Source organism: Clostridium beijerinckii HUN142, from assembly GCF_000621745.1.
GTDB lineage: Bacteria > Bacillota > Clostridia > Clostridiales > Clostridiaceae > Clostridium > Clostridium beijerinckii_A.
This window is the reverse complement of sequence record NZ_JHXK01000039.1, coordinates 1-19039: the sequence shown is the minus strand read 5'-3', so window position 1 is coordinate 19039 and position 19039 is coordinate 1. Positions and strand designations below refer to the sequence as shown.

16 protein-coding genes are annotated in these 19039 nt (G+C 30.7%); 1 reads left to right on the top strand and 15 read right to left on the bottom strand.

What is annotated here, in order from left to right; all coding sequences use genetic code 11:
* Nucleotides 1-33: 33 nt before the first annotated feature.
* The 12 genes from T483_RS0116275 to sufC form a co-directional block, all read right to left on the bottom strand.
* The gene (locus tag T483_RS0116275; RefSeq protein ID WP_026887804.1) at nucleotides 34-357 is read right to left on the bottom strand and encodes an ArsR/SmtB family transcription factor; all 324 of its coding nucleotides are present in this window, start codon (nucleotides 355-357) and stop codon (nucleotides 34-36) included.
* A 470-nt stretch (nucleotides 358-827) separates the two neighbouring features.
* The gene (locus T483_RS0116270; protein ID WP_026887803.1) at nucleotides 828-1694 is read right to left on the bottom strand and encodes an SDR family oxidoreductase; all 867 of its coding nucleotides are present in this window, start codon (nucleotides 1692-1694) and stop codon (nucleotides 828-830) included.
* 155 nt (nucleotides 1695-1849) lie between these two features.
* Nucleotides 1850-2698, bottom strand: a complete 849-nt coding sequence (locus T483_RS0116265) for a DegV family protein (RefSeq protein WP_026887802.1) — start codon at nucleotides 2696-2698, stop codon at nucleotides 1850-1852.
* A gap of 171 nt (nucleotides 2699-2869) precedes the next feature.
* Complete coding sequence (locus T483_RS0116260; protein WP_026887801.1) at nucleotides 2870-3514, bottom strand: pentapeptide repeat-containing protein; 645 nt, start codon at nucleotides 3512-3514, stop codon at nucleotides 2870-2872.
* Between the two features lie 165 nt (nucleotides 3515-3679).
* Nucleotides 3680-4300, bottom strand: a complete 621-nt coding sequence (locus T483_RS0116255; RefSeq protein ID WP_026887800.1) for a superoxide dismutase — start codon at nucleotides 4298-4300, stop codon at nucleotides 3680-3682.
* Between the two features lie 319 nt (nucleotides 4301-4619).
* On the bottom strand, nucleotides 4620-6356 hold the full coding sequence (locus T483_RS0116250) for a S8 family peptidase (RefSeq protein WP_026887799.1): 1737 nt from the start codon (nucleotides 6354-6356) through the stop codon (nucleotides 4620-4622).
* Between the two features lie 268 nt (nucleotides 6357-6624).
* The gene (nifJ, locus tag T483_RS0116240) at nucleotides 6625-10140 is read right to left on the bottom strand and encodes a pyruvate:ferredoxin (flavodoxin) oxidoreductase (protein WP_026887798.1); all 3516 of its coding nucleotides are present in this window, start codon (nucleotides 10138-10140) and stop codon (nucleotides 6625-6627) included.
* Nucleotides 10141-10534: 394 nt separating this feature from the next.
* Nucleotides 10535-10960, bottom strand: coding sequence for a Fe-S cluster assembly sulfur transfer protein SufU (gene sufU, locus T483_RS0116235; protein ID WP_026887797.1), 426 nt, complete (start codon nucleotides 10958-10960; stop codon nucleotides 10535-10537).
* Nucleotides 10961-10965: 5 nt separating this feature from the next.
* Nucleotides 10966-12195 carry a cysteine desulfurase gene (locus T483_RS0116230; protein WP_026887796.1) on the bottom strand — a complete coding sequence of 410 codons (1230 nt, stop codon included), beginning with the start codon at nucleotides 12193-12195 and terminating at the stop codon, nucleotides 10966-10968.
* Nucleotides 12188-13285 (bottom strand): Fe-S cluster assembly protein SufD, encoded by a 1098-nt coding sequence (gene sufD, locus T483_RS0116225; RefSeq protein ID WP_026887795.1) that lies wholly within the window; start codon nucleotides 13283-13285, stop codon nucleotides 12188-12190. The genes T483_RS0116230 and sufD overlap by 8 nt, the downstream gene beginning before the upstream one ends.
* A gap of 9 nt (nucleotides 13286-13294) precedes the next feature.
* Nucleotides 13295-14704 carry a Fe-S cluster assembly protein SufB gene (sufB, locus tag T483_RS0116220; RefSeq protein WP_026887794.1) on the bottom strand — a complete coding sequence of 470 codons (1410 nt, stop codon included), beginning with the start codon at nucleotides 14702-14704 and terminating at the stop codon, nucleotides 13295-13297.
* Between the two features lie 15 nt (nucleotides 14705-14719).
* Nucleotides 14720-15472, bottom strand: a complete 753-nt coding sequence (sufC, locus tag T483_RS0116215; RefSeq protein WP_026887793.1) for a Fe-S cluster assembly ATPase SufC — start codon at nucleotides 15470-15472, stop codon at nucleotides 14720-14722.
* A gap of 245 nt (nucleotides 15473-15717) precedes the next feature.
* Between sufC and T483_RS0116210 the strand changes: the two genes are divergently transcribed.
* Complete coding sequence (locus T483_RS0116210) at nucleotides 15718-16110, top strand: RrF2 family transcriptional regulator (RefSeq protein WP_026887792.1); 393 nt, start codon at nucleotides 15718-15720, stop codon at nucleotides 16108-16110.
* Nucleotides 16111-16363: 253 nt separating this feature from the next.
* On the opposite strand, the gene T483_RS0116205 is transcribed toward T483_RS0116210, so the two are convergent.
* The 3 genes from T483_RS0116205 to T483_RS0116195 all read right to left on the bottom strand — a co-directional run.
* Entirely contained in the window at nucleotides 16364-16915 is a 552-nt protein-coding gene (locus T483_RS0116205; RefSeq protein ID WP_026887791.1) for a hemerythrin domain-containing protein, read from the bottom strand.
* A 136-nt stretch (nucleotides 16916-17051) separates the two neighbouring features.
* Nucleotides 17052-17690: a hypothetical protein gene (locus T483_RS0116200; RefSeq protein ID WP_026887790.1), complete on the bottom strand. Its 639-nt coding sequence runs from the start codon at nucleotides 17688-17690 to the stop codon at nucleotides 17052-17054.
* A 460-nt stretch (nucleotides 17691-18150) separates the two neighbouring features.
* On the bottom strand, nucleotides 18151-19039 hold an 889-nt coding region (locus T483_RS0116195), incomplete at its 5' end, for a PTS fructose transporter subunit IIC (protein ID WP_026887789.1).

Sequence of the window (19039 nt, the reverse complement as noted above, 5' to 3'; positions counted from 1 at the left end):
AAGATTAATAAAATTACATTTATACATTAACTCTTAATCAAAATTTTGATTTTTTTTATCATCTTGTATGCAATACTCATTTTCTGTAATTAGATTGAGTAAAAACAACACTAGTCTATTACAATTATTTGTGTCTAACCTGTACAAGTTCCAAATTCCATCTTTTCTTGCTTTAACTAACCCACAATCTATTAACACTTTCATATGGTGTGATAAAGTAGGCTGTGTAAATTTAAAACTCTCTAATATCTCACACGCGCATTTTTCTCCACAAGATAATAACTCTATTATTTTAAGCCTATTAGAATCTCCAAGAGCCTTTAAAATTTTTCCATTCTTATCATATTTCTTACACACATTTAACTCCTTTTTCAATATTAACCATTCTATTAATCTATGTATATAGTATAGACATTCATCTATATGTAGTCAAGATTTTTTGTTTTAATTTAGCTTTTCAACCCTCATCACATATATGTACGTCTATTTGATGTCAGAACTAAGATTATTATATGGTGTTGATAAATAAAATTTTTTAATCTATAAATCATATAGATAGAAAGTCTAGCGTCATTCTTCTAACTTTTCTATTTAACTTTTTTACACCAATTCAATCAAAAAAGCCAAGATTTTACTCCTGGCTCCAGATCTTTTAGTCAACATTTTATGAACTTAAAAAGTGCGGTTTCAATCTATATAAGTGCATGACAAATTTATATTACTACTAATCTCATAGGATTGAAAGTAAGCATACAATATAAATTTCTTAGCATAATTTATATAAAATGCACTTTCAAAAATATTATAAATATCTTTTGTTATGTAATCTACGCATTTACTATTTCTCCACCATTAACATGAATCACTTGTCCTGTGATATATGAAGCACATTGTGAAGCTAGAAATACATATGCTCCAGCACACTCCACTGGCTGTCCTGCTCTTCCTAATGGTGTATCTGATCCAAATTTCTCAACCTTTTTTTCATCAAAACTTGCTGGAATTAATGGTGTCCATATTGGTCCAGGTGCAACAGCATTTACTCTTATGTTAGTTTTCCCTTTTGCCAATGCAGTCGATAAAGATCTTGTTAATGTAACTATAGCACCTTTAGTCATTGAATAGTCAATTAATGTTTCATTTCCTTTATATGCAGTTATTGAAGCAGTATTTATTATACATCCACCTGCTTTCAAATGATTTAAGGCTGCTCTTGTCATATAAAAAGTCCCGTATACATTTGTCTTAAATGTCTTATCAAATTGTTCATCACTTATTTGTTTAAAATCTGTGCTTTCGTATTGGACCGCTGCGTTATTAACTAATATATCTATTTTTCCATATTCTCTAATAGTTTTTTCTAAAACACTATTGCAAAAATTAGGATCACCAATATCACCTTTGGTCAGCATACATTTTCTACCAATACCATCTATTATTGCTTTTGTTTCTTCTGCATCTTTATTCTCATTATAATAAACAATCACTATATCAGCGCCCTGATTCGCATATGCTATAGCAACCGCTTTCCCTATTCCACTATCACCACCAGTAATTATTGCAATCTTATCCTTTAATTTATCTCCTTTTGTATTATAATTTGGATCATCATATATTGGAGCTGGATTCATTTCATACTCCAATCCCGGTTGCTCCTTTTGTTCTTGTTTAGGAAAAGATGTTGGAAAATTCATTTTAATTCCTCCTGTTTTTCTTTATTTTTATACAGAATAGTTTTTCCTATATAATAAAAAATATTTATGTGCAAAAATTAAACTTCCAGTAAGTTAAAGAATTAATTTCTCATTTAACTTACTAGAAGTTTATTTATAGTCTTTATTCAAATTTATTAATCTATCCTCTCGATTGCGAGTCCTACAAGTCCTGGGCCTGTATTTACACCAAGTGCTGGACCTATTGTCCCAGCTATTGTGCACTCAGCTACATTAGGTAAATCTTTTATTAAATAGTATAAGTTTTGCACCTTATCAAAACCATTTCCATCTAAAATCCAAGCTTTATATTTACCTTTCTCTAGGTATGTTTTAAATATACTAGTTAACTTTGATACCGCTTGCTTTGAGCCTCTAACTTTGGCTGCCGTTCTATATGTTCCATCTTCTGCTACAGTTATTATTGGCTTAAGATTCAAAAGATCTCCTATTGTTCCTGCGACTTTACCAATCCTTCCTCCTTTTTGAAGATATTCTAAAGTATCTATTGTAAAAAATAAATCTATCTTCTCTCTGTATGTAGGTAGCATTTCAATGATTTCATTAAATGATTTCCCATCCCTAATTAACCTTGCAGTTTCTAAAACCATTGCCCCTTCTGCCATTGTTAATGTTCTAGAATCAAATACAAAAGTCTGCAGATCCTTAAACTCATCACAAATTAATCTTACAGCATTATATGTGCCAGAAAATGCGGATGAAATAGTTATTATTATTGCATGAGTAAATCCCTCATTAACAGCATCTTTCAAAACACTCGTTATTTTTTCAATGCTTGGCAGCGATGTTTTAGGAATTTCTGTTTCTAACCTTTCATACATAAACTGAGGAGTTATGTCAATTCTATCTTCATATTCCTTATCAGAATATATAATTTTGAACGGTAAAAGCTTTATTTTATTTGCTTCTAATAACTCAATACTTATATCTGATGCACTATCAGTAATTAATGCTATCTTTTCCACTTACTGTTCCTCCTAAACGAATTTTACATTACAATTATTATATCACTCTCCATAGGTTTATCAATATTTCCAAAGTATTTTGAAACTCATACCCTAACCTTTGGAGAATCTAAGATTTAAAATCCAAAAACAAATTATTTATAAACAAATTTACTGTGGCTGAAATAATACTTATTTCACTATTACGCCAAGTAGTCTCGCTAGCTCCACTGCCTGCATAGGTGATACGATAGCATCTTTTAGCTCTCTTCCAGTTAATAATATGTCTGATATACTATTTCCCCTAAAATCTACATTTTTAAGATGGGTATTAGTAAATTCAGAGTTATCTAAATCACATCCATTAAATGTAACATAATTAAAGCTGCATTCCAAAAACATACTACTTTGCATATTGCATTCCTGAAATTTTACGTTTTTAACTTTTGAGTATCCAAAGTTAGAATACCTGCTAACTGTGTCTTTAAAAAGAACATCTTGTATACTGCTATCACTAAAATCAGCTCCTATAAGCTTGCAGTTATTAAATTCTATTCTATGTATACTTCCATTTGAAAAATCAACATTTGATAAATCACAATTTTCAAATATTATATCCACTAAGTCTACATTTTTTAAACAACACTCCCTAAACACAACATTCTCAAATCTGCATCCACTAATCTCTATTCTTTCTTCATTTATATATTCTAAACAAATATTCCTAGTTAAAGTATTTGCTAAATATTTTTCATTTATGAATTTCTCTTTAATATTTTTATTTTCTTCTAATAAACTATTCAATCTTGGTCCTAATATTCTTTTTAACTCCGACATATATGCTCCTTACCCCCAAAATTAATTTGAATTCTCCTTTATTATAATTCTTATTTTATAAATTGTGTATAATATTTCACTATACTCCACTTTAATTTAATTTTCTTTTAACACATATAGAAAAGAGAACTTTAACTAAAGCTCTCTTTTCCAATAAAAATAAAATCAGCCTAGATTATCACTCTTATATAATTCCTCAACTCGTGCCCAATCGATTAAATTCCATATGTTTTTAACATAGTCTCCGCGTAAATTCTTATATTTCAAATAATAAGAGTGCTCCCAAACGTCTATTGTTAGTATTGGAGTGAATCCGAAACTTAGAGGTGTATCCTGATTTGAACTATTTGCAACTTTCAGCTTACCACGTTTATCTTTAACTAGCCAACCATAGCCTGAACCAAATTTATTTATCGCAGCTTCGCTCACAAGTTTCTTTAACATCTCTAATGAACCAAAAGTACTAACTATTTCGCTAAGTAGTTTCCCTTCAGGTTCCTTTTTGGGGTAAGGAAAAAGAATTGAAAAATATAAATTATGGTTTAATACTCCTCCACCTTGATTTATAACATCTTGATAAATTTTTTTAGGTATTTTATTTGGATTTGAAAGTATTTGCTCCAAAGTTTTTCCCTCTGTAAATTTCTCATATCCCTTAAGAACATTATTTAGTTTATCAACATATCCTTGAAGATGTCTAGTATAGTGTATTTTTACAGTTTCTTCATCAATATATGGTTCTAGTGAATTATATGAATACGTTAATTCAACTTTTTCATATCTCATATTTTTCCTCCAAGCTTTAGAGAGCAAAATTTATTTTATATTATAGTATGTTTTAATTGAATAAATGTTCATCTAAATGTTTTCCAGTATAGATTTTATTCATATTCCTCATCTCCTTAGCTTGACCTTATTCCTTATTTAATCATATTATTAATCGATTACATTCAATATCTAATTATGCATATTGTTTGTTTTTATGATATAAATCGCCACTAAATTTCTGGTCAAAATTACTTTTCTGTAATAAACTAAAAGACCTACTCAATTATGAATAAGTCTTTAAAAAGATGATTAAAATATTTTCTTAATTATTCTCTCTTTATGTCATATTTTCAAAAATCTTTGGCACATTCAATATACCATAACCCCAATATGGATTTGGCGTAATATCTCCACTCCTTGCCATCGCTCCTTTTGCAAGATATGCCTTAATAGTTTGTGCATACATATTGGGTTCATTTCCATTTACAATCCCCCATTGGAATAACATAGCACAAACTCCAGATACAACAGCTGTTGATACGCTAGTACCGCTTACTACTGCTGTTGTATTATTCGGAGCAACTGTTAGTGCATTTATTCCGCCTGCTGCAACATCTATTCTATCAGTATAGGATTCCAAAAATGCCATACCAGAAAAATCAACAATATTATTATTATTTTGGTTATATGCCGCCACAGTTATAGAATATATGGAATTCCCTGGATTTGTTATAGTTCCAAATGGATCCGAGAAGCTGAATCTTGTATCTCCAACTGTTAGTCCTTTTTGTGGTATCCAAGCATTAAATCTTCCATTAGAAATGTAATTTGCCTGTATTCTAATCCTCCATATACCAGGCTGCAAATTATAAAACCTTATCCGTATCAACTCATCTCCAGTAACTTCTTCAGGAAAATAAAAATTAACTCTAATTGAAGTCTTTTCAAAAATAAAAGTATGATTTATAGTATAATTAATTATTACACTTAATATGCCGGAGCTTTCTCCTGATGGCGATACTATTTCAACTGTCATTATGTTAGGCGAATCTGCCCATATTTGAACCCATATATTTTTTTGTTCAGGTGATGCTTCTAACTCTGCAACCCCAGCACCAGGTGATTGCACTCCGACAATCTGAGTTACTGAACCAGATGTATGACCTCCCGCATCTCTCTGATTTCCTGTACCAGTAACTACCGCTATCCCTCCATTACTTGATATTGCGTCTATAAAATCTTCCAATATGCCTTCTCCCTTATGATTGCCTAAGCTACTTCCAAGAGGAAAATATATAACCATTGGCTTATTAGTAGTTAAAGCATATTCATACACATATTGCAAGGCCGCAAAAATAGCAGTTATATTAAACACCGGAACTATGACATCAGGAAACTGAACCTCATAAGAAAAATCTCTTATAAGTTTTACTACTACAAAATTACAATCTGGTGCGACACCTCTTAAATTTGGATTTTTTCCACTTGCTCCAATTATTCCAGCCATATTCGTTCCATGTCCGATTTCATCTCTACTTGGAACTATATCGTCTGGAGATCCTCCTTCCCTACTTGCTCTTATAGCATCATTTATCTTACTTCTATCAAATAATACGCCAAACGGTACATATTCCGAATCATTTTCGCCAGTGCTTATCAATGTTTGATCCCATATGCTTACAATTCTTGTTTCTCCATTAGCATCCATAAATTCCTCACTAAGGTAATCAATGCCCGAATCGATAATTGCTACATTTACACCTTTTCCCGTTAAATTTAATTGAGATCCAGTCTGTAAAAAACTAGCTTGAGATGCATCTACTGGTGAAATATCTTGTAAAGTATAAAATTCTGCAGGAATAACATATACAATTGATGAAATGTATGGTTCATTACCCATATTAATTTCCACATCTTTTTTAACAGATACAATAGCATATCTATCATTAATCACTGTAACATAGTAATCTGGTATTTTAGAAATTTCTGCTTCAATATCTCCTTGATACTGTACAACATAATTATCATAGTTAATATCATGAAAAATTCTTTCCATTAATATATTTTTTTTCATTTAAACTCCTCCATATTTCTTCTCGGAATCCTTATGAACGACTTTTCTACATAATATTTCAATGTGTATAATATTCAGTTCTTTTAATTTATACACACTTAACTCCTTTATAATATTTATATTTAATAATATTTATATATATAATAAATTATTCGCAAAGAATGTTTTTATAAAAAAAATAACATATTAACTTCTAATTGCAAAGTTAATATGTTACTCTTTATTAAATTTAAATTACAACATTTTGTATTTAGTCCTTTTTATAAAATCATTGTTGATTTGCTAATGTTTTATAAATTTCTAACCTTTCCTTCGCTTCAGATTCTGTTTTCTCGAATAATTTTTCTGACTCCTCTGGAAATGCTTTAGCAAGAGATGCATATCTTACTTCGCCCATTAAGAAGTCTTTAAAATCTTCTTTTGGATCTTTAGAATCTAATATAAATGGATTCTTTTCTCCCTTTAATGCTGGATTATATCTATAAAGATGCCAATATCCACAATCAACTGCTTTCTTTTCTTCCTCTTGAGTATTTGACATTCCTACTTTTATTCCATGATTAATGCATGTAGAATATGCTATTATCAATGACGGACCATCATATGCTTCTGCTTCTGTTATAGCTTTAATAGTTTGATTCTTATCTGCTCCCATACAAACTTGAGCTACATAAACATATCCATATGTCATAGCCATTCTTCCTAAATCTTTTTTCTTCGTCCTCTTCCCAGATGCAGCAAATTTAGCGATTGCTGCTGTTGGAGTTGACTTTGATGACTGACCACCAGTGTTTGAATAAATTTCTGTATCAAATACTAATATATTTACATTTTCATTCATTGCTATTACTTGATCAAGACCGCCATAGCCTATATCATAAGCCCAGCCATCACCTCCGAATATCCACTGTGATCTCTTTACAAAATATTCTTTATCTCTTAATATCTCTTTAGCAATTTCGCTACTATCATTTTCAAGAACTTCTATTAATCTATCTGCCCTATCTCTTGTTCCATCGCTAATATCTTTATTATCTAACCAATCTTTAAGTACTTCTTTGGTTTTATCTGACATATCACTTTCAAGGGCAATAGCAACATTATTAGCTATTCTCTCTCTTATTGTTTTAACACCTAAATACATTCCATATCCGAACTCAGCATTATCTTCAAACAATGAATTTGCCCACGCTGGTCCATGTCCATGTTCATTTATTGTATATGCCATTTCATATGACCCTGCTGCCCAAATAGATGAACATCCAGTGGCATTTGCAATCATCATTCTATCACCAAATAATTGTGTAACAAGCCTTGCATATGGAGTTTCACCACAGCCTGCACATGCTCCATTGAACTCAAGTAATGGTCTTTCAAATTGACTTCCCTTAAGAGTATATTTATTCAGTGGATTTTTAGGTTTAACTTTTTCTAGATAATAATTCCAAGCCTCAATTTGCTCGTGTTGACTATCTTGTGATTTCATTACTAATGCTTTACCTGGTGCAGGACATACTTGTGCACAATTACCACATCCAGTACAATCAAGTGGAGTAACACCAATTGAGAAATATAACTTTTCATCACCTTTTATTCCTTTTGCATCTAACACTTTTAGCCTTTCAGGAGCCTTTTCTTTTTCATCTTCATTTAGCAAGAAAGCTCTAATTGTAGCATGCGGACATATGTATGAACATTGTGTGCATTGAATGCAGTTTTCTGGTATCCATTCTGGTACATTTACAGCTATTCCTCTCTTTTCATAAGACGTTGTTCCAGACATAAAAGTACCATCTTGCATTCCTGCTTTTACAAAATGAGACACTGGCATTGAATCTCCCTCTAATCTATTCATTGGTCTAGTAATTTCTTTAATGAATTCCGGAAAATCCTCGTCAAGCTCAAGTTTATCATCTAAATCAGTATTCCAACTATAAGGAACCTTAATTTTAGTTATTCCCCCTAACCCTGCATCTATTGCTGCGTGATTCATATTAACAATTTTTTCGCCTTTATTACCATATGATTTAACAACTGCTTCTTTTAAAAATTTAATAGCATCTTCAACTGGAATTATGTTTGCTATTTTAAAGAATGCAGCTTGCATTATCATGTTTATTCTTCCTCCAAGGCCAACATCTTGAGCTATTCTAACTGCATTTATTATATAGAATTCTATATGATTTTGAGCAATATACCTTTTTATAGATGCTGGTAATCTCTCATCTAATTCTTCAGGCGTCCAAATTGTATTTAATATAAATTTACCATTCTTTTTTAACCCTCTAATTACATGATATTTATACACATAAGATTGATTATGACACGCAACAAAATCCGGTCTATCAATTGGGTATCTAGATTTAATTGGCTTATCACCAAATCTTAAATGCGAAACTGTAAGTCCTCCTGATTTTCTAGAATCGTAATCAAAGTATCCTTGAGCATACATATCTGTATTATCTCCGATAATCTTAATTGCACTTTTATTCGCACCAACTGTACCATCTGATCCTAAGCCCCAGAATTTGCATGATGTAATTCCATCAGGAGTGGCATCTATATGTTCAAATGTTCTTAAAGATGTATTTGTAACATCATCAATTATTCCAATTGTAAAGTTATTTTTTGGTACATCTAAAAATAGGTTGTCATAGACTGCAGCAATATGAGCCGGTGTTGGATCTTTTGATCCAAGTCCAAATCTTCCACCAACAACAATCGGAGCATTATCCATTCCAAAAAATGCTCTTGATACATCTAGATAAAGTGGTTCTCCAACTGACCCTGGTTCTTTCGTTCTATCTAAAACTGCAATTTTTCTTACAGTCTTTGGAATAGCCTTCAATAGTTTATCCACTGAAAATGGCCTATATAACCTTACTTTTACAAGCCCTACTCTTTGTTTATTATTATTTAGAAAATCTACAGTTTCCTCTATAACATCATTTACTGCCCCCATAGAAATTATAATTCTATCAGCATCATGCGCTCCATAATAATCAAAACAATGATATGATCTACCTGTGAGCCTAGTAATCTCGGTCATATATTGTTCAACAATTTCTGGAACATCATCATAATACTTATTTACAGCCTCGCGCATTTGAAAGTAAATATCTTGATTCTGAGCAGTTCCTCTTATAACAGGATGATTTGGATTTAAAGCTCTTTTTCTAAATTCATTAAGCGCCTTATAATCTAGTACCTTAACAAGTTCTTCTGGTTCAATTACCTCTATCTTTTGAATTTCATGAGATGTCCTGAATCCATCAAAAAAATTCATAAAAGGTATCCGCGATTTTATAGTAGCTAAATGCGCCACCCCGCTTAAATCCATTACTTCTTGAACGGATCCTTCTGCAAGCATTGCAAAACCTGTTTGCCTTGCTGCCATAACATCTTGATGATCTCCAAATATACTCAGTGCAGATGTTGCAAGCGCTCTAGCAGCTACATGTATAACACATGGTAGCAATTCCCCTGCTATTTTGTACATATTAGGAATCATTAGTAATAATCCTTGGGATGCTGTATATGTAGTTGTTAATGCACCTGCCTGAAGCGAACCATGCAGTGCACCAGCTGCACCTGCTTCTGACTGCATTTCAACAACCTTTAACGGTTGCCCAAAAATATTCTTTTTCCCTTGTGAAACCCATTCATCCACGTGTTCTGCCATTGGTGATGATGGAGTTATTGGAAAAATTACCGCTGCTTCCGAAAATCCATATGACATATATGCAGCAGCTGTGTTACCATCCATAGTTTTCATTTTTCTCATTGTATTACCTCATTTTCTCTTTGTTTCTATATTGTTAATTATTAATTCTATCTTCATCTATAGTATTACTAAAAGATTTTGATAGTATGTATTTTTCAATGAAGTAATTCCATGTTCTTCAAATGATAGTATAATTTTAGCTTAAATAAACAAAAGTTATAATATTCTCATTTATTCGTATGTTTCCAACGGAAATACATGAGAGTATTATAACTTTTAAAATGTTGAAATTTATATTTTTCACATGCCACAACTTTCATATTAATAAAAAATAGTTACTAGCTTTTTCTATATTTGTATAAGAATTTAAAGTTTTTACTTAACTGAAAATAAACACATTTTACATTTCATTTAATTTTAAATAAAGTCTAGGTACTATTCTATCTAATAATAATTATTTTTCCAATGCTTCCTTCAAAGTATGCCATGCTAAAACTGCACATTTAACTCTTGCTGGCATGTTGGAAATGTTTTTAAAGGCCATAGCATCTTCTAATGCATATAATTCTTCATCATCTTTAATTTCTCTTTTAATCATTCCAATAAAAGTTTCTGTAAGCTTTAATGCTTCTTTGATATTTTTACCTTTTATAAGGTCTATCATTATTGATGTAGATGCTTGAGATATTGCACATCCTTGCCCTGTGAAGGCTAAATCTTCAATAACACCATTGTTTAATTTAAGTTCTAACGTAATTTCATCTCCACAGCTTGGATTATGACCTTTTTCCTTAATATCTGGGTTATCTAAGTTTCTCTTATTATGCTTTGAAGTGCTGTGTTCCATAATTAGTTCTGTATAAATAGCATTTAAATCCATCTAAATTACCTCCATTTCAAAAACATTTCATATGTTTTTTTTGTTGCTTCAATTAATTTATCTATATCTTCCTTTGTATTATAAAAGTAGAAACTAGCTCTACAGGTTGCATTTATACCCATATATCTCATTAATGGCTGAGCACAATGATTACCTGATCTTATTGCAACACTGTGAGAATCAAAAACTGAAGCAACATCATGAGGATGAACTCCTTCTATGTCAAATGAAATTATTCCACCTCTATGGCTTAAATCCTTAGGTCCATATATCTTTACATAAGGCAGCTCTTGGAATTTTTCAAGAGCATAACCTGTAAGGTCTCTTTCTATTTCATCTATTCTTTCCATTCCTATATTTTCTAGATAATCAATAGCCGCTGCAAGCCCTACAGCACCTTCAACGTTTTGAGTCCCACCTTCAAATTTAGATGGCAATTCTGCAAAGGTTGCTTCCTGCTCATAAACATATTCAATCATATCTCCACCAACTATATATGGAGGCATGCTTTCCAAAATCTCCTTCTTACCATAAACTACACCAATTCCCATTGGGCCTAAAAGCTTATGACCTGAAAATACTAAGAAATCTGCATCTAAGTCTCTTACACTTACTTTCATATGTGGTACACTTTGTGATCCATCTATAATTACTACAGCACCTTTTGAATGAGCGTATTCTATAATTTCTTTAACTGGATTTATAGTACCAAGTGCATTTGAAACATGAGTTATGCTCACTAATTTAGTCTTTTCAGTAATTTTATCCTTAATTTCTTCTTCTGGAATTTCTCCGTTTTCATTTACGTACATATATTTTAATGTTGCTTTTTTAGCTCTACATACAATCTGCCATGGAATAAGGTTTGAATGATGCTCTGCAATTGAAATAACAACTTCATCACCTTCATTTATATTATCCATTCCATAAGAGGATGCTATAAGATTAAAACCTTCTGTTGCATTTTTAGTAAAAATAACTTCTTTTGAAAATTCTGCATCGATAAATTCTCTAATCTTTTCCCTAGAATCATCATAGGCTTTAGTTGCATCTATGCTTAATTTATAAGCCCCCCTATGAGGGTTAGCATTATTTACTTTATAGTAGTTATCAATAGCCTCTAAAACTTGAACAGGCTTTTGAGTTGTGGCACCGCTATCTAAATAAACTAATCTTTCCCCATTTTCACCGGCCCTTAAAACAGGGAAATCTTTTAAAAAATCTATATTATTCATTTTTAAGTCCCCTGTCTACACCTTGTAATATTTCTTCTATAATGTCATTATCGCCAATTGCATCTATTATTGGATTAAATGCAGCTCTAACAATTACAATCTTAGCTTCATCATAACTTAATCCTCTAGACATCAAATAGAATAATTTGTTTTCATCAATTCTTCCCGAAGAAGCAGCATGTTCTCCTGAAACATCATCTTCTGCACATAATAGCACTGGCATTGCTTTGGCTCTAGCTTCTTTTGAAAGTAGCATACAATATTCATCTTCTGCACCTACACTTTTAGATGCACCAGTTTTAAAATCCAAAGTTCCTTTAAAAGCCTTTCTAGCTTCTCCTTGAAGTGCTCCTTTAACATTTATATTTGAATTACTTCTTTGACCTTTGTGAGTTACAATGTAATTAATATCTATAAGTTTATCTTTATTTCCTAAATAAATAGAATTTATATTGGCAGCTGATTTATCACCTATTAAATCTCCATGATAATTGTAAATACTATATTGTCCTCCAAGGTCTACTGATATAAAATCAACCTTTCCATCTTCTTCAATATCAGAAACATTCGAATCAAAATGAATTGTATTGTCATTTAAAAAATTCACTTTAGTTAGTTTAATTTCACTATTCTTCTTTGAATATATAGTACAAATTCCATTATGATAACCATTTGAATCATCTAAAGATTTATACTTTACTATAATAGAAGCTTTTGAATTTTCTTCCCCAGCAATTATTAAATTATCTACTAAGGAACTATTATCTTTATCAAAATTAAATTCTAATACTATTGGTTTATCATTTTTCACATTTCTTCCTACTGTTATTAAATAACCTTGGTTAAAATCTTCTTTACCCTGATTTATTAAATCTTCACTGATTCCATATTGAAACTCTCTATATAAAGGTAATATTTTATCATTTTCTAACTTTTGAATATGAACGCCTTTTGATCCTTTGATTTCTACATTATCAAACTTTTTAATTTCTCCAATATTTAATTCTCCAAGGCTTATATCATTAATATTAACCCAGCTTTTAGTTCTTATTGGAGTTTTATTTAAATTATTAAATTGTATAGCCTTCATTTCTCTCACCTACCCTATGCTTCCTTCTAATTCTATGTTGATTAAATTGTTCATTTCTACTGCATATTCTAATGGCAACTCTTTTGATATAGGTTCTACAAACCCTCTTACTATCATAGATTTAGCTTCATCTTCACTTATTCCTCTAGTCATAAGGTAGAAAATAGAATCATCGCTTATCTTACCTATTTTTGCTTCATGCCCAATTTCAACATCATCATTTAATAAATCAATTACCGGAATAGTATCTGATTTTGATTTATTGTCTAACATTAGAGATTCACAAGATACCATAGACTTTGAATTATAAGCATTTGAATTTACCTTAAGCACTCCTCTATAAGTAGCTTTTCCACCGTTTCTAGAAATTGATTTTGAGTTTATAGTAGAAGAGGTGTTTGGAGCAGCATGTATAACCTTTGCTCCAGTATCTAAGTTTTGTCCCTTACCTGCAAAAGATACGCCTGTAAATTCTGCTCTTGCTCCTTCACCCTTTAATATACTCATAGGATATAACATTGATATCTGTGAACCAAAAGAACCTGATACCCATTCTATTGTTCCATTCTTCTCAACAATTGCTCTCTTAGTGTTTAAGTTAAGCATGTTCTTTGACCAGTTTTCTATTGTACTATATCTTAATGTTGCGCCTTCTTTTACATATAGCTCAACACAGCCTGCATGTAAATTTGTAACGCTATACTTTGGAGCTGAGCAACCTTCAATAAAATGAAGTTTTGCCCCTTCATCTACAATAATTAGTGTATGTTCAAATTGTCCTGCTCCAGGTGAATTTAATCTGAAATAAGATTGAAGCGGTATGTCAACATTAACCCCTTTAGGAACATACACAAAAGATCCTCCTGACCAAACTGCTCCATGAAGTGCAACAAATTTATGATCGTTAGGTGTAACACACTTCATAAAATATTCTTTAACTAAATCCTCATGTTCTCTTAAAGCTGTTTCCATATCAGTATAAATTACGCCTTGTTTTACTAAATCTTCCTTTATACTGTGGTAAACTACTTCTGAATCGTACTGTGCCCCAACTCCAGCAAGTGATTTCTTTTCAGCTTCTGGAATTCCTAATAGATCAAAAGTCTTCTTTATATCCTCAGGCACTTCATCCCAAGAACCAACTAAACTGCTTTTTGGCCTTACATAGGTTACTATATTATCCATATCCAGCTCATCCAAGGATGGTCCCCATGTTGGTAATTTCAATTTATTATATATTTCTAAAGATCTTAATCTAAATTCCATCATCCACTTTGCTTCATTTTTCTCTTCTGAAATAGTTTCGATTATATCCTTTGTTAGTCCTTTTTCAGATTTAAAACTAAAGCTGTCTTCGTTTTTAACATCATAGATTCCTCTATCCATCTCATCTATATAAGTCTTCTTTTTGTTTTCCATCTTATTTCACCACCTTTATATAGCTACATTTTCTTTAAAAGATTCATATCCCTTTTCTTCAATTTCCTTGGCTAAATTTCCATCTCCTGTTTTAACTATTCTTCCATCTACTAATACATGAACATAATCAGGATTCAAATTTTCTAATATTTTTGTATTATGAGTTATAATTAAAACTCCATTATTTTCGTTCGAGAACATTTTAATACCTTTCGAAACAATTCTTATAGCATCAACATCTAGTCCTGAATCTGATTCATCTAAAATTGCTAGCTTTGGATTTAAAGTTAACATTTGTAGTATTTCATTTTTCTTCTTTTCTCCACCTGAAAATCCTACATTTAAATATCTGCTTGCATAGCTTTCATCTATTTTTAATTCCTTCATATTTTTCTTTAAATCTAAGTCAAACTTAAAATGTTTTAGCACATTTCCATCTGTAGTTCTCTTAGCATACTTTAAAAAATTCTCTACAGTTATGCCCGGAATTTCTTCTGGGTATTGAAATGATAAAAATAAACCTTTTTTAGCTCTTTCATCAGTCTTTAATTCATTAATGTTTTCACCCTCGAATTCTATATCTCCACTTAATCTTTTATATTTGGGATTATTTAAAAGAGCATTAGCTAGAGTAGATTTACCTGCTCCATTTGGCCCCATTATTACGTGAACTTCGCCTTTATTTATTTCAAGATTTAATCCTTTTAAAATCTCTTTATTATCTGCTTCAATTCTTAAATCACACACTTTTAACAAACTCTTATCCATAACCATTCTCCTATCTAACTAATATTTAATTAACTATGTTTTTCAAAAAAACACCTTTCTAAACTCCACAATGTAATTCTTATATATAATTTCTTTATATGTATAAATTTTAAAGTGCATTCTAAATACACCTTAATATTAGCACAGGTTTTTTTAATGTGCAATACAAATACACATTTTATTTTTAACCAATTTACTTTTTTTTATTATAGGGTATAATAAAAATACAGAAGGGATGTGAAAATTTGAACTTATCTAAGTTTTCAGATTATGCTTTTAGAATCTTAATATATTTAGCTCATAATCAAGAGAAAATATGTACTGTAGAAGAATTGGCATCTAACCTTGAAATATCAGAACATCATTTAAAGAAAATCGTCCATAGATTAGGTAAAACCGAATACGTAACATCTACTAAAGGAAGAAATGGCGGCTTAAAACTTGGGATGCCACCAAAGGACATAAATCTAGGAAAAATATTAGTTATTACTGAAGATAGTATAAATATATCAGAATGTTTTTCCAGCGCAAAGCATACTTGTTCTTCCTCAAAATGCAAATTAAAAGCCATATTATCATCAGCTATAACTTCATTTATTGATGAGGTTGGCAAATATACTTTAGAGGATATCTTATAGCAAGGTAAAGTTTTTTATACTTTATCTTGCTATAATTTTTTATTCAGATTCTATGATTTTCTATATTTATAAAAAGCAAGATTTAATCTAGTGACTTATTATAAAACCAGTATACTCCTTTTCAAAATGAAGTAAGCCCTTAAATCTATTGATTTGAGCTTATTTAAATCAATATTTTTCACACAATCATTAGATATAAATTTATTTATAAAATAAAAGTGTTACAGCAGTTTCCTACTATAACACCATTCATTTATGAATTATATTTTTTTTCTAATTCTTCTAGTATTAAAATATTATCTTTTCTTATGTGATTATTAATTTCTTCGAAATCAATACATTCCTTATTTATATCTGTCAATATACTTTCATTTAATTCTCTTTTTGCAAATGTATATACAACTTTATCTTCTTTATCAATATGTCTCTCTAGTAAATGTGTATAGGAAATAGCATTAGAAATTACGTCTAAAATAGCTTCTTCATTTCCATCTTTTAGATTTTTAAGTGCAGTTTGAAGTTCACTTATATGAAGTCTACCAAGATCATGCTCGACAAGCATACCATGCTTCACTATTTTTTCAGCAGTTGGACCTATTTCTTCAACCATCTTATTAAAAAGCATCATTTCTTCTTTCTTATGATGATGAGAATCAGCGAAGTTTCTAATAAAGCCTATCATAGAATTAAAATCATCATAACTTATTTTCTCACCTTTATATAATTTAAAACAGGCTTTTCTTACAACAACCAACATTCTTTTTATAAATTCATGTTCTTCCATCATTAAAGCTATAGCATCCATATCTTTCTCCTCCTACTACCTATATTCATTATAGATTATAATGAATAATGATAAATTTAATCTTTGTAGATTTCTAAATATTTATAAATTAACTCTTATTTAAATTTAACATGTTAATTTTTTAATTTTAAAAATACTATTTTCTTTTTATTACCATTGTATTATCGTCTTCTTCCACATACTCAAAATCTGAATTAATTGCATTTACAAATTCTTTAACCCATAAACTTCTTAGTTTGTAGAAGTAATCAACGTCACCTTCTTCTTTATTCCAAATATCGCTATGAACACATACTCTTCTTTTCCATTCAACAATATCTTCTTCTGATTTAATTACTTCATTAACTCTATCGCAAGGCATTCCGTCTAAAATGTAGTCATTAATACTATTAAAAATTTCACCTGCATTTGTAAGTTCCATTCCTTTTTCTTTAACTTCACTTGCAGCTTTAACTCCTTGGATAGAATAAATCTCTTCTAGCTTTGCAGTAACATCTTTATTATTATTTATAAGTTTTGTTGTCCATGCTGCCATTCTTCCTTCTGCTGAATGAATCTTTCCTTGTAACCATCCATGGATGTTACTTGTATCTATCATTTCTTCTAATGGAAGATCTGGAGTTGGCTCACCATACTTTTCATTAATTTCTTTACGTAACTCTTCTATGTTTATTCCTTCTTCTCTTGCAAGAGCTATTATTTCACCTTCTAATTTTTCAAACCATAAAATCTTATTAAATAACCAATAATGTATCTTTCCTAAAAATAAACTCATATTTTTCTCCTCCTATAGCAAAAGTATTTAACTAGAAAATTAAACTTCTATTATTTTTAAATTCAAGAAAATTCAAAAATTCAAATTCATTTAACTTATAATACTTATTTATATTATGTTTTATTTGTAAATTTATAATACCATATTATTTTATATTTTTGCGTAACATATGATACAAATCCATAAAAGAGATATATAAGAAAATCTTATATTTTATTCTTTTTTATAAAAATGTATTATTGTATTTATATTAAAAGTCTACAAATAGAAATTTATGATTAATAACATTATTATATTCTAGGATTTATTCATGCTTAATCAAATTCTCATATGACAAATGGAGTTTAAATCCTCTAATTTTTTTTATAATATTTTATAAAAAGAAGCAGTGGTTGTTTTTTTAACTTCCACTGCTCCGTATACCCTTATATTAATCTACCCTTTTATTTTACCATAAATCCTATTTTTGTACTGGTTTCTTTATTATTCCTAATATTACTGCTCCAACTACTGCCCCAATAACTATTGCCCCTAAGTATTGAAGTGGATTAGTTACGATTGCGATAACGAATATTCCACCGTGAGGCGCTCTTAATGCACATCCAAATGCCATTGAAAGGGCTCCGGCTACAGCTGAACCAATTATACAAGATGGTAATACCCTTATTGGATCTGCTGCTGCAAAAGGAATTGCACCTTCTGAGATAAATGATAATCCCATTATATAGTTTACAAGACCTGCTTGCCTGTCTTTTTCAGTGAATTTATTTCTAAATATTGAAGTACATATTGCAATTGCAAGTGGTGGAACCATACCACCAGCCATAACAGCTGCCATTATATCAAAGTTTCCACTAGCAAGTGATGCTGTACCAAATAGATACGCTGCTTTATTAACTGGACCACCCATATCAACTGACATCATTCCACCTACAATAATTCCCAAAAGAATTTTACTTGTTCCACCCATTGAATTAAGAGCACTACTAATACCTGTATTTATAGCTCCCATAGCTGGGTTTATGAATAACATTATAACACCGATTAGAAATGTTCCTAGTAAAGGATATAAAAATACTGGTTTAATACCTTCCAAACTGTTTGGTAAGCCTGCAAATAACTTCTTAAGGCCAACAACTAAATATCCAGCAATGAAACCTGCAAGTAATGCACCTAAGAAACCACCAGAAACTGCTGGAATCTTTGGATCAAATGCACTTGCAAAAGTAATACCCGCACTAGCTAAAGCACCACCAACAAAACCTACTGAAAGAGCTGGTCTATCTCCAATACTCATTGCAATAAATCCAGCAAGAACTGGTAACATAAATCCAAATGCTGTCCCACCA

Bases quoted from the DNA above. Each gene is read 5' to 3' on its own strand.
- T483_RS0116250 (WP_026887799.1), bottom strand. From the start codon at position 6,356: ATGAAAAAAAATATATTAATGGAAAGAATTTTTCATGATATTAACTAT.
- T483_RS0116230 (WP_026887796.1), bottom strand. From the start codon at position 12,195: ATGAATAATATAGATTTTTTAAAAGATTTCCCTGTTTTAAGGGCCGGT.
- sufB (WP_026887794.1), bottom strand. From the start codon at position 14,704: ATGGAAAACAAAAAGAAGACTTATATAGATGAGATGGATAGAGGAATC.
- sufC (WP_026887793.1), bottom strand. From the start codon at position 15,472: ATGGATAAGAGTTTGTTAAAAGTGTGTGATTTAAGAATTGAAGCAGAT.
- T483_RS0116205 (WP_026887791.1), bottom strand. From the start codon at position 16,915: ATGGATGCTATAGCTTTAATGATGGAAGAACATGAATTTATAAAAAGA.
- nifJ (WP_026887798.1), bottom strand. From the start codon at position 10,140: ATGAGAAAAATGAAAACTATGGATGGTAACACAGCTGCTGCATATATG.
- sufD (WP_026887795.1), bottom strand. From the start codon at position 13,285: ATGAAGGCTATACAATTTAATAATTTAAATAAAACTCCAATAAGAACT.
- T483_RS0116260 (WP_026887801.1), bottom strand. From the start codon at position 3,514: ATGTCGGAGTTAAAAAGAATATTAGGACCAAGATTGAATAGTTTATTA.
- T483_RS0116270 (WP_026887803.1), bottom strand. From the start codon at position 1,694: ATGAATTTTCCAACATCTTTTCCTAAACAAGAACAAAAGGAGCAACCG.
- sufU (WP_026887797.1), bottom strand. From the start codon at position 10,960: ATGGATTTAAATGCTATTTATACAGAACTAATTATGGAACACAGCACT.
- T483_RS0116200 (WP_026887790.1), bottom strand. From the start codon at position 17,690: ATGAGTTTATTTTTAGGAAAGATACATTATTGGTTATTTAATAAGATT.
- T483_RS0116255 (WP_026887800.1), bottom strand. From the start codon at position 4,300: ATGAGATATGAAAAAGTTGAATTAACGTATTCATATAATTCACTAGAA.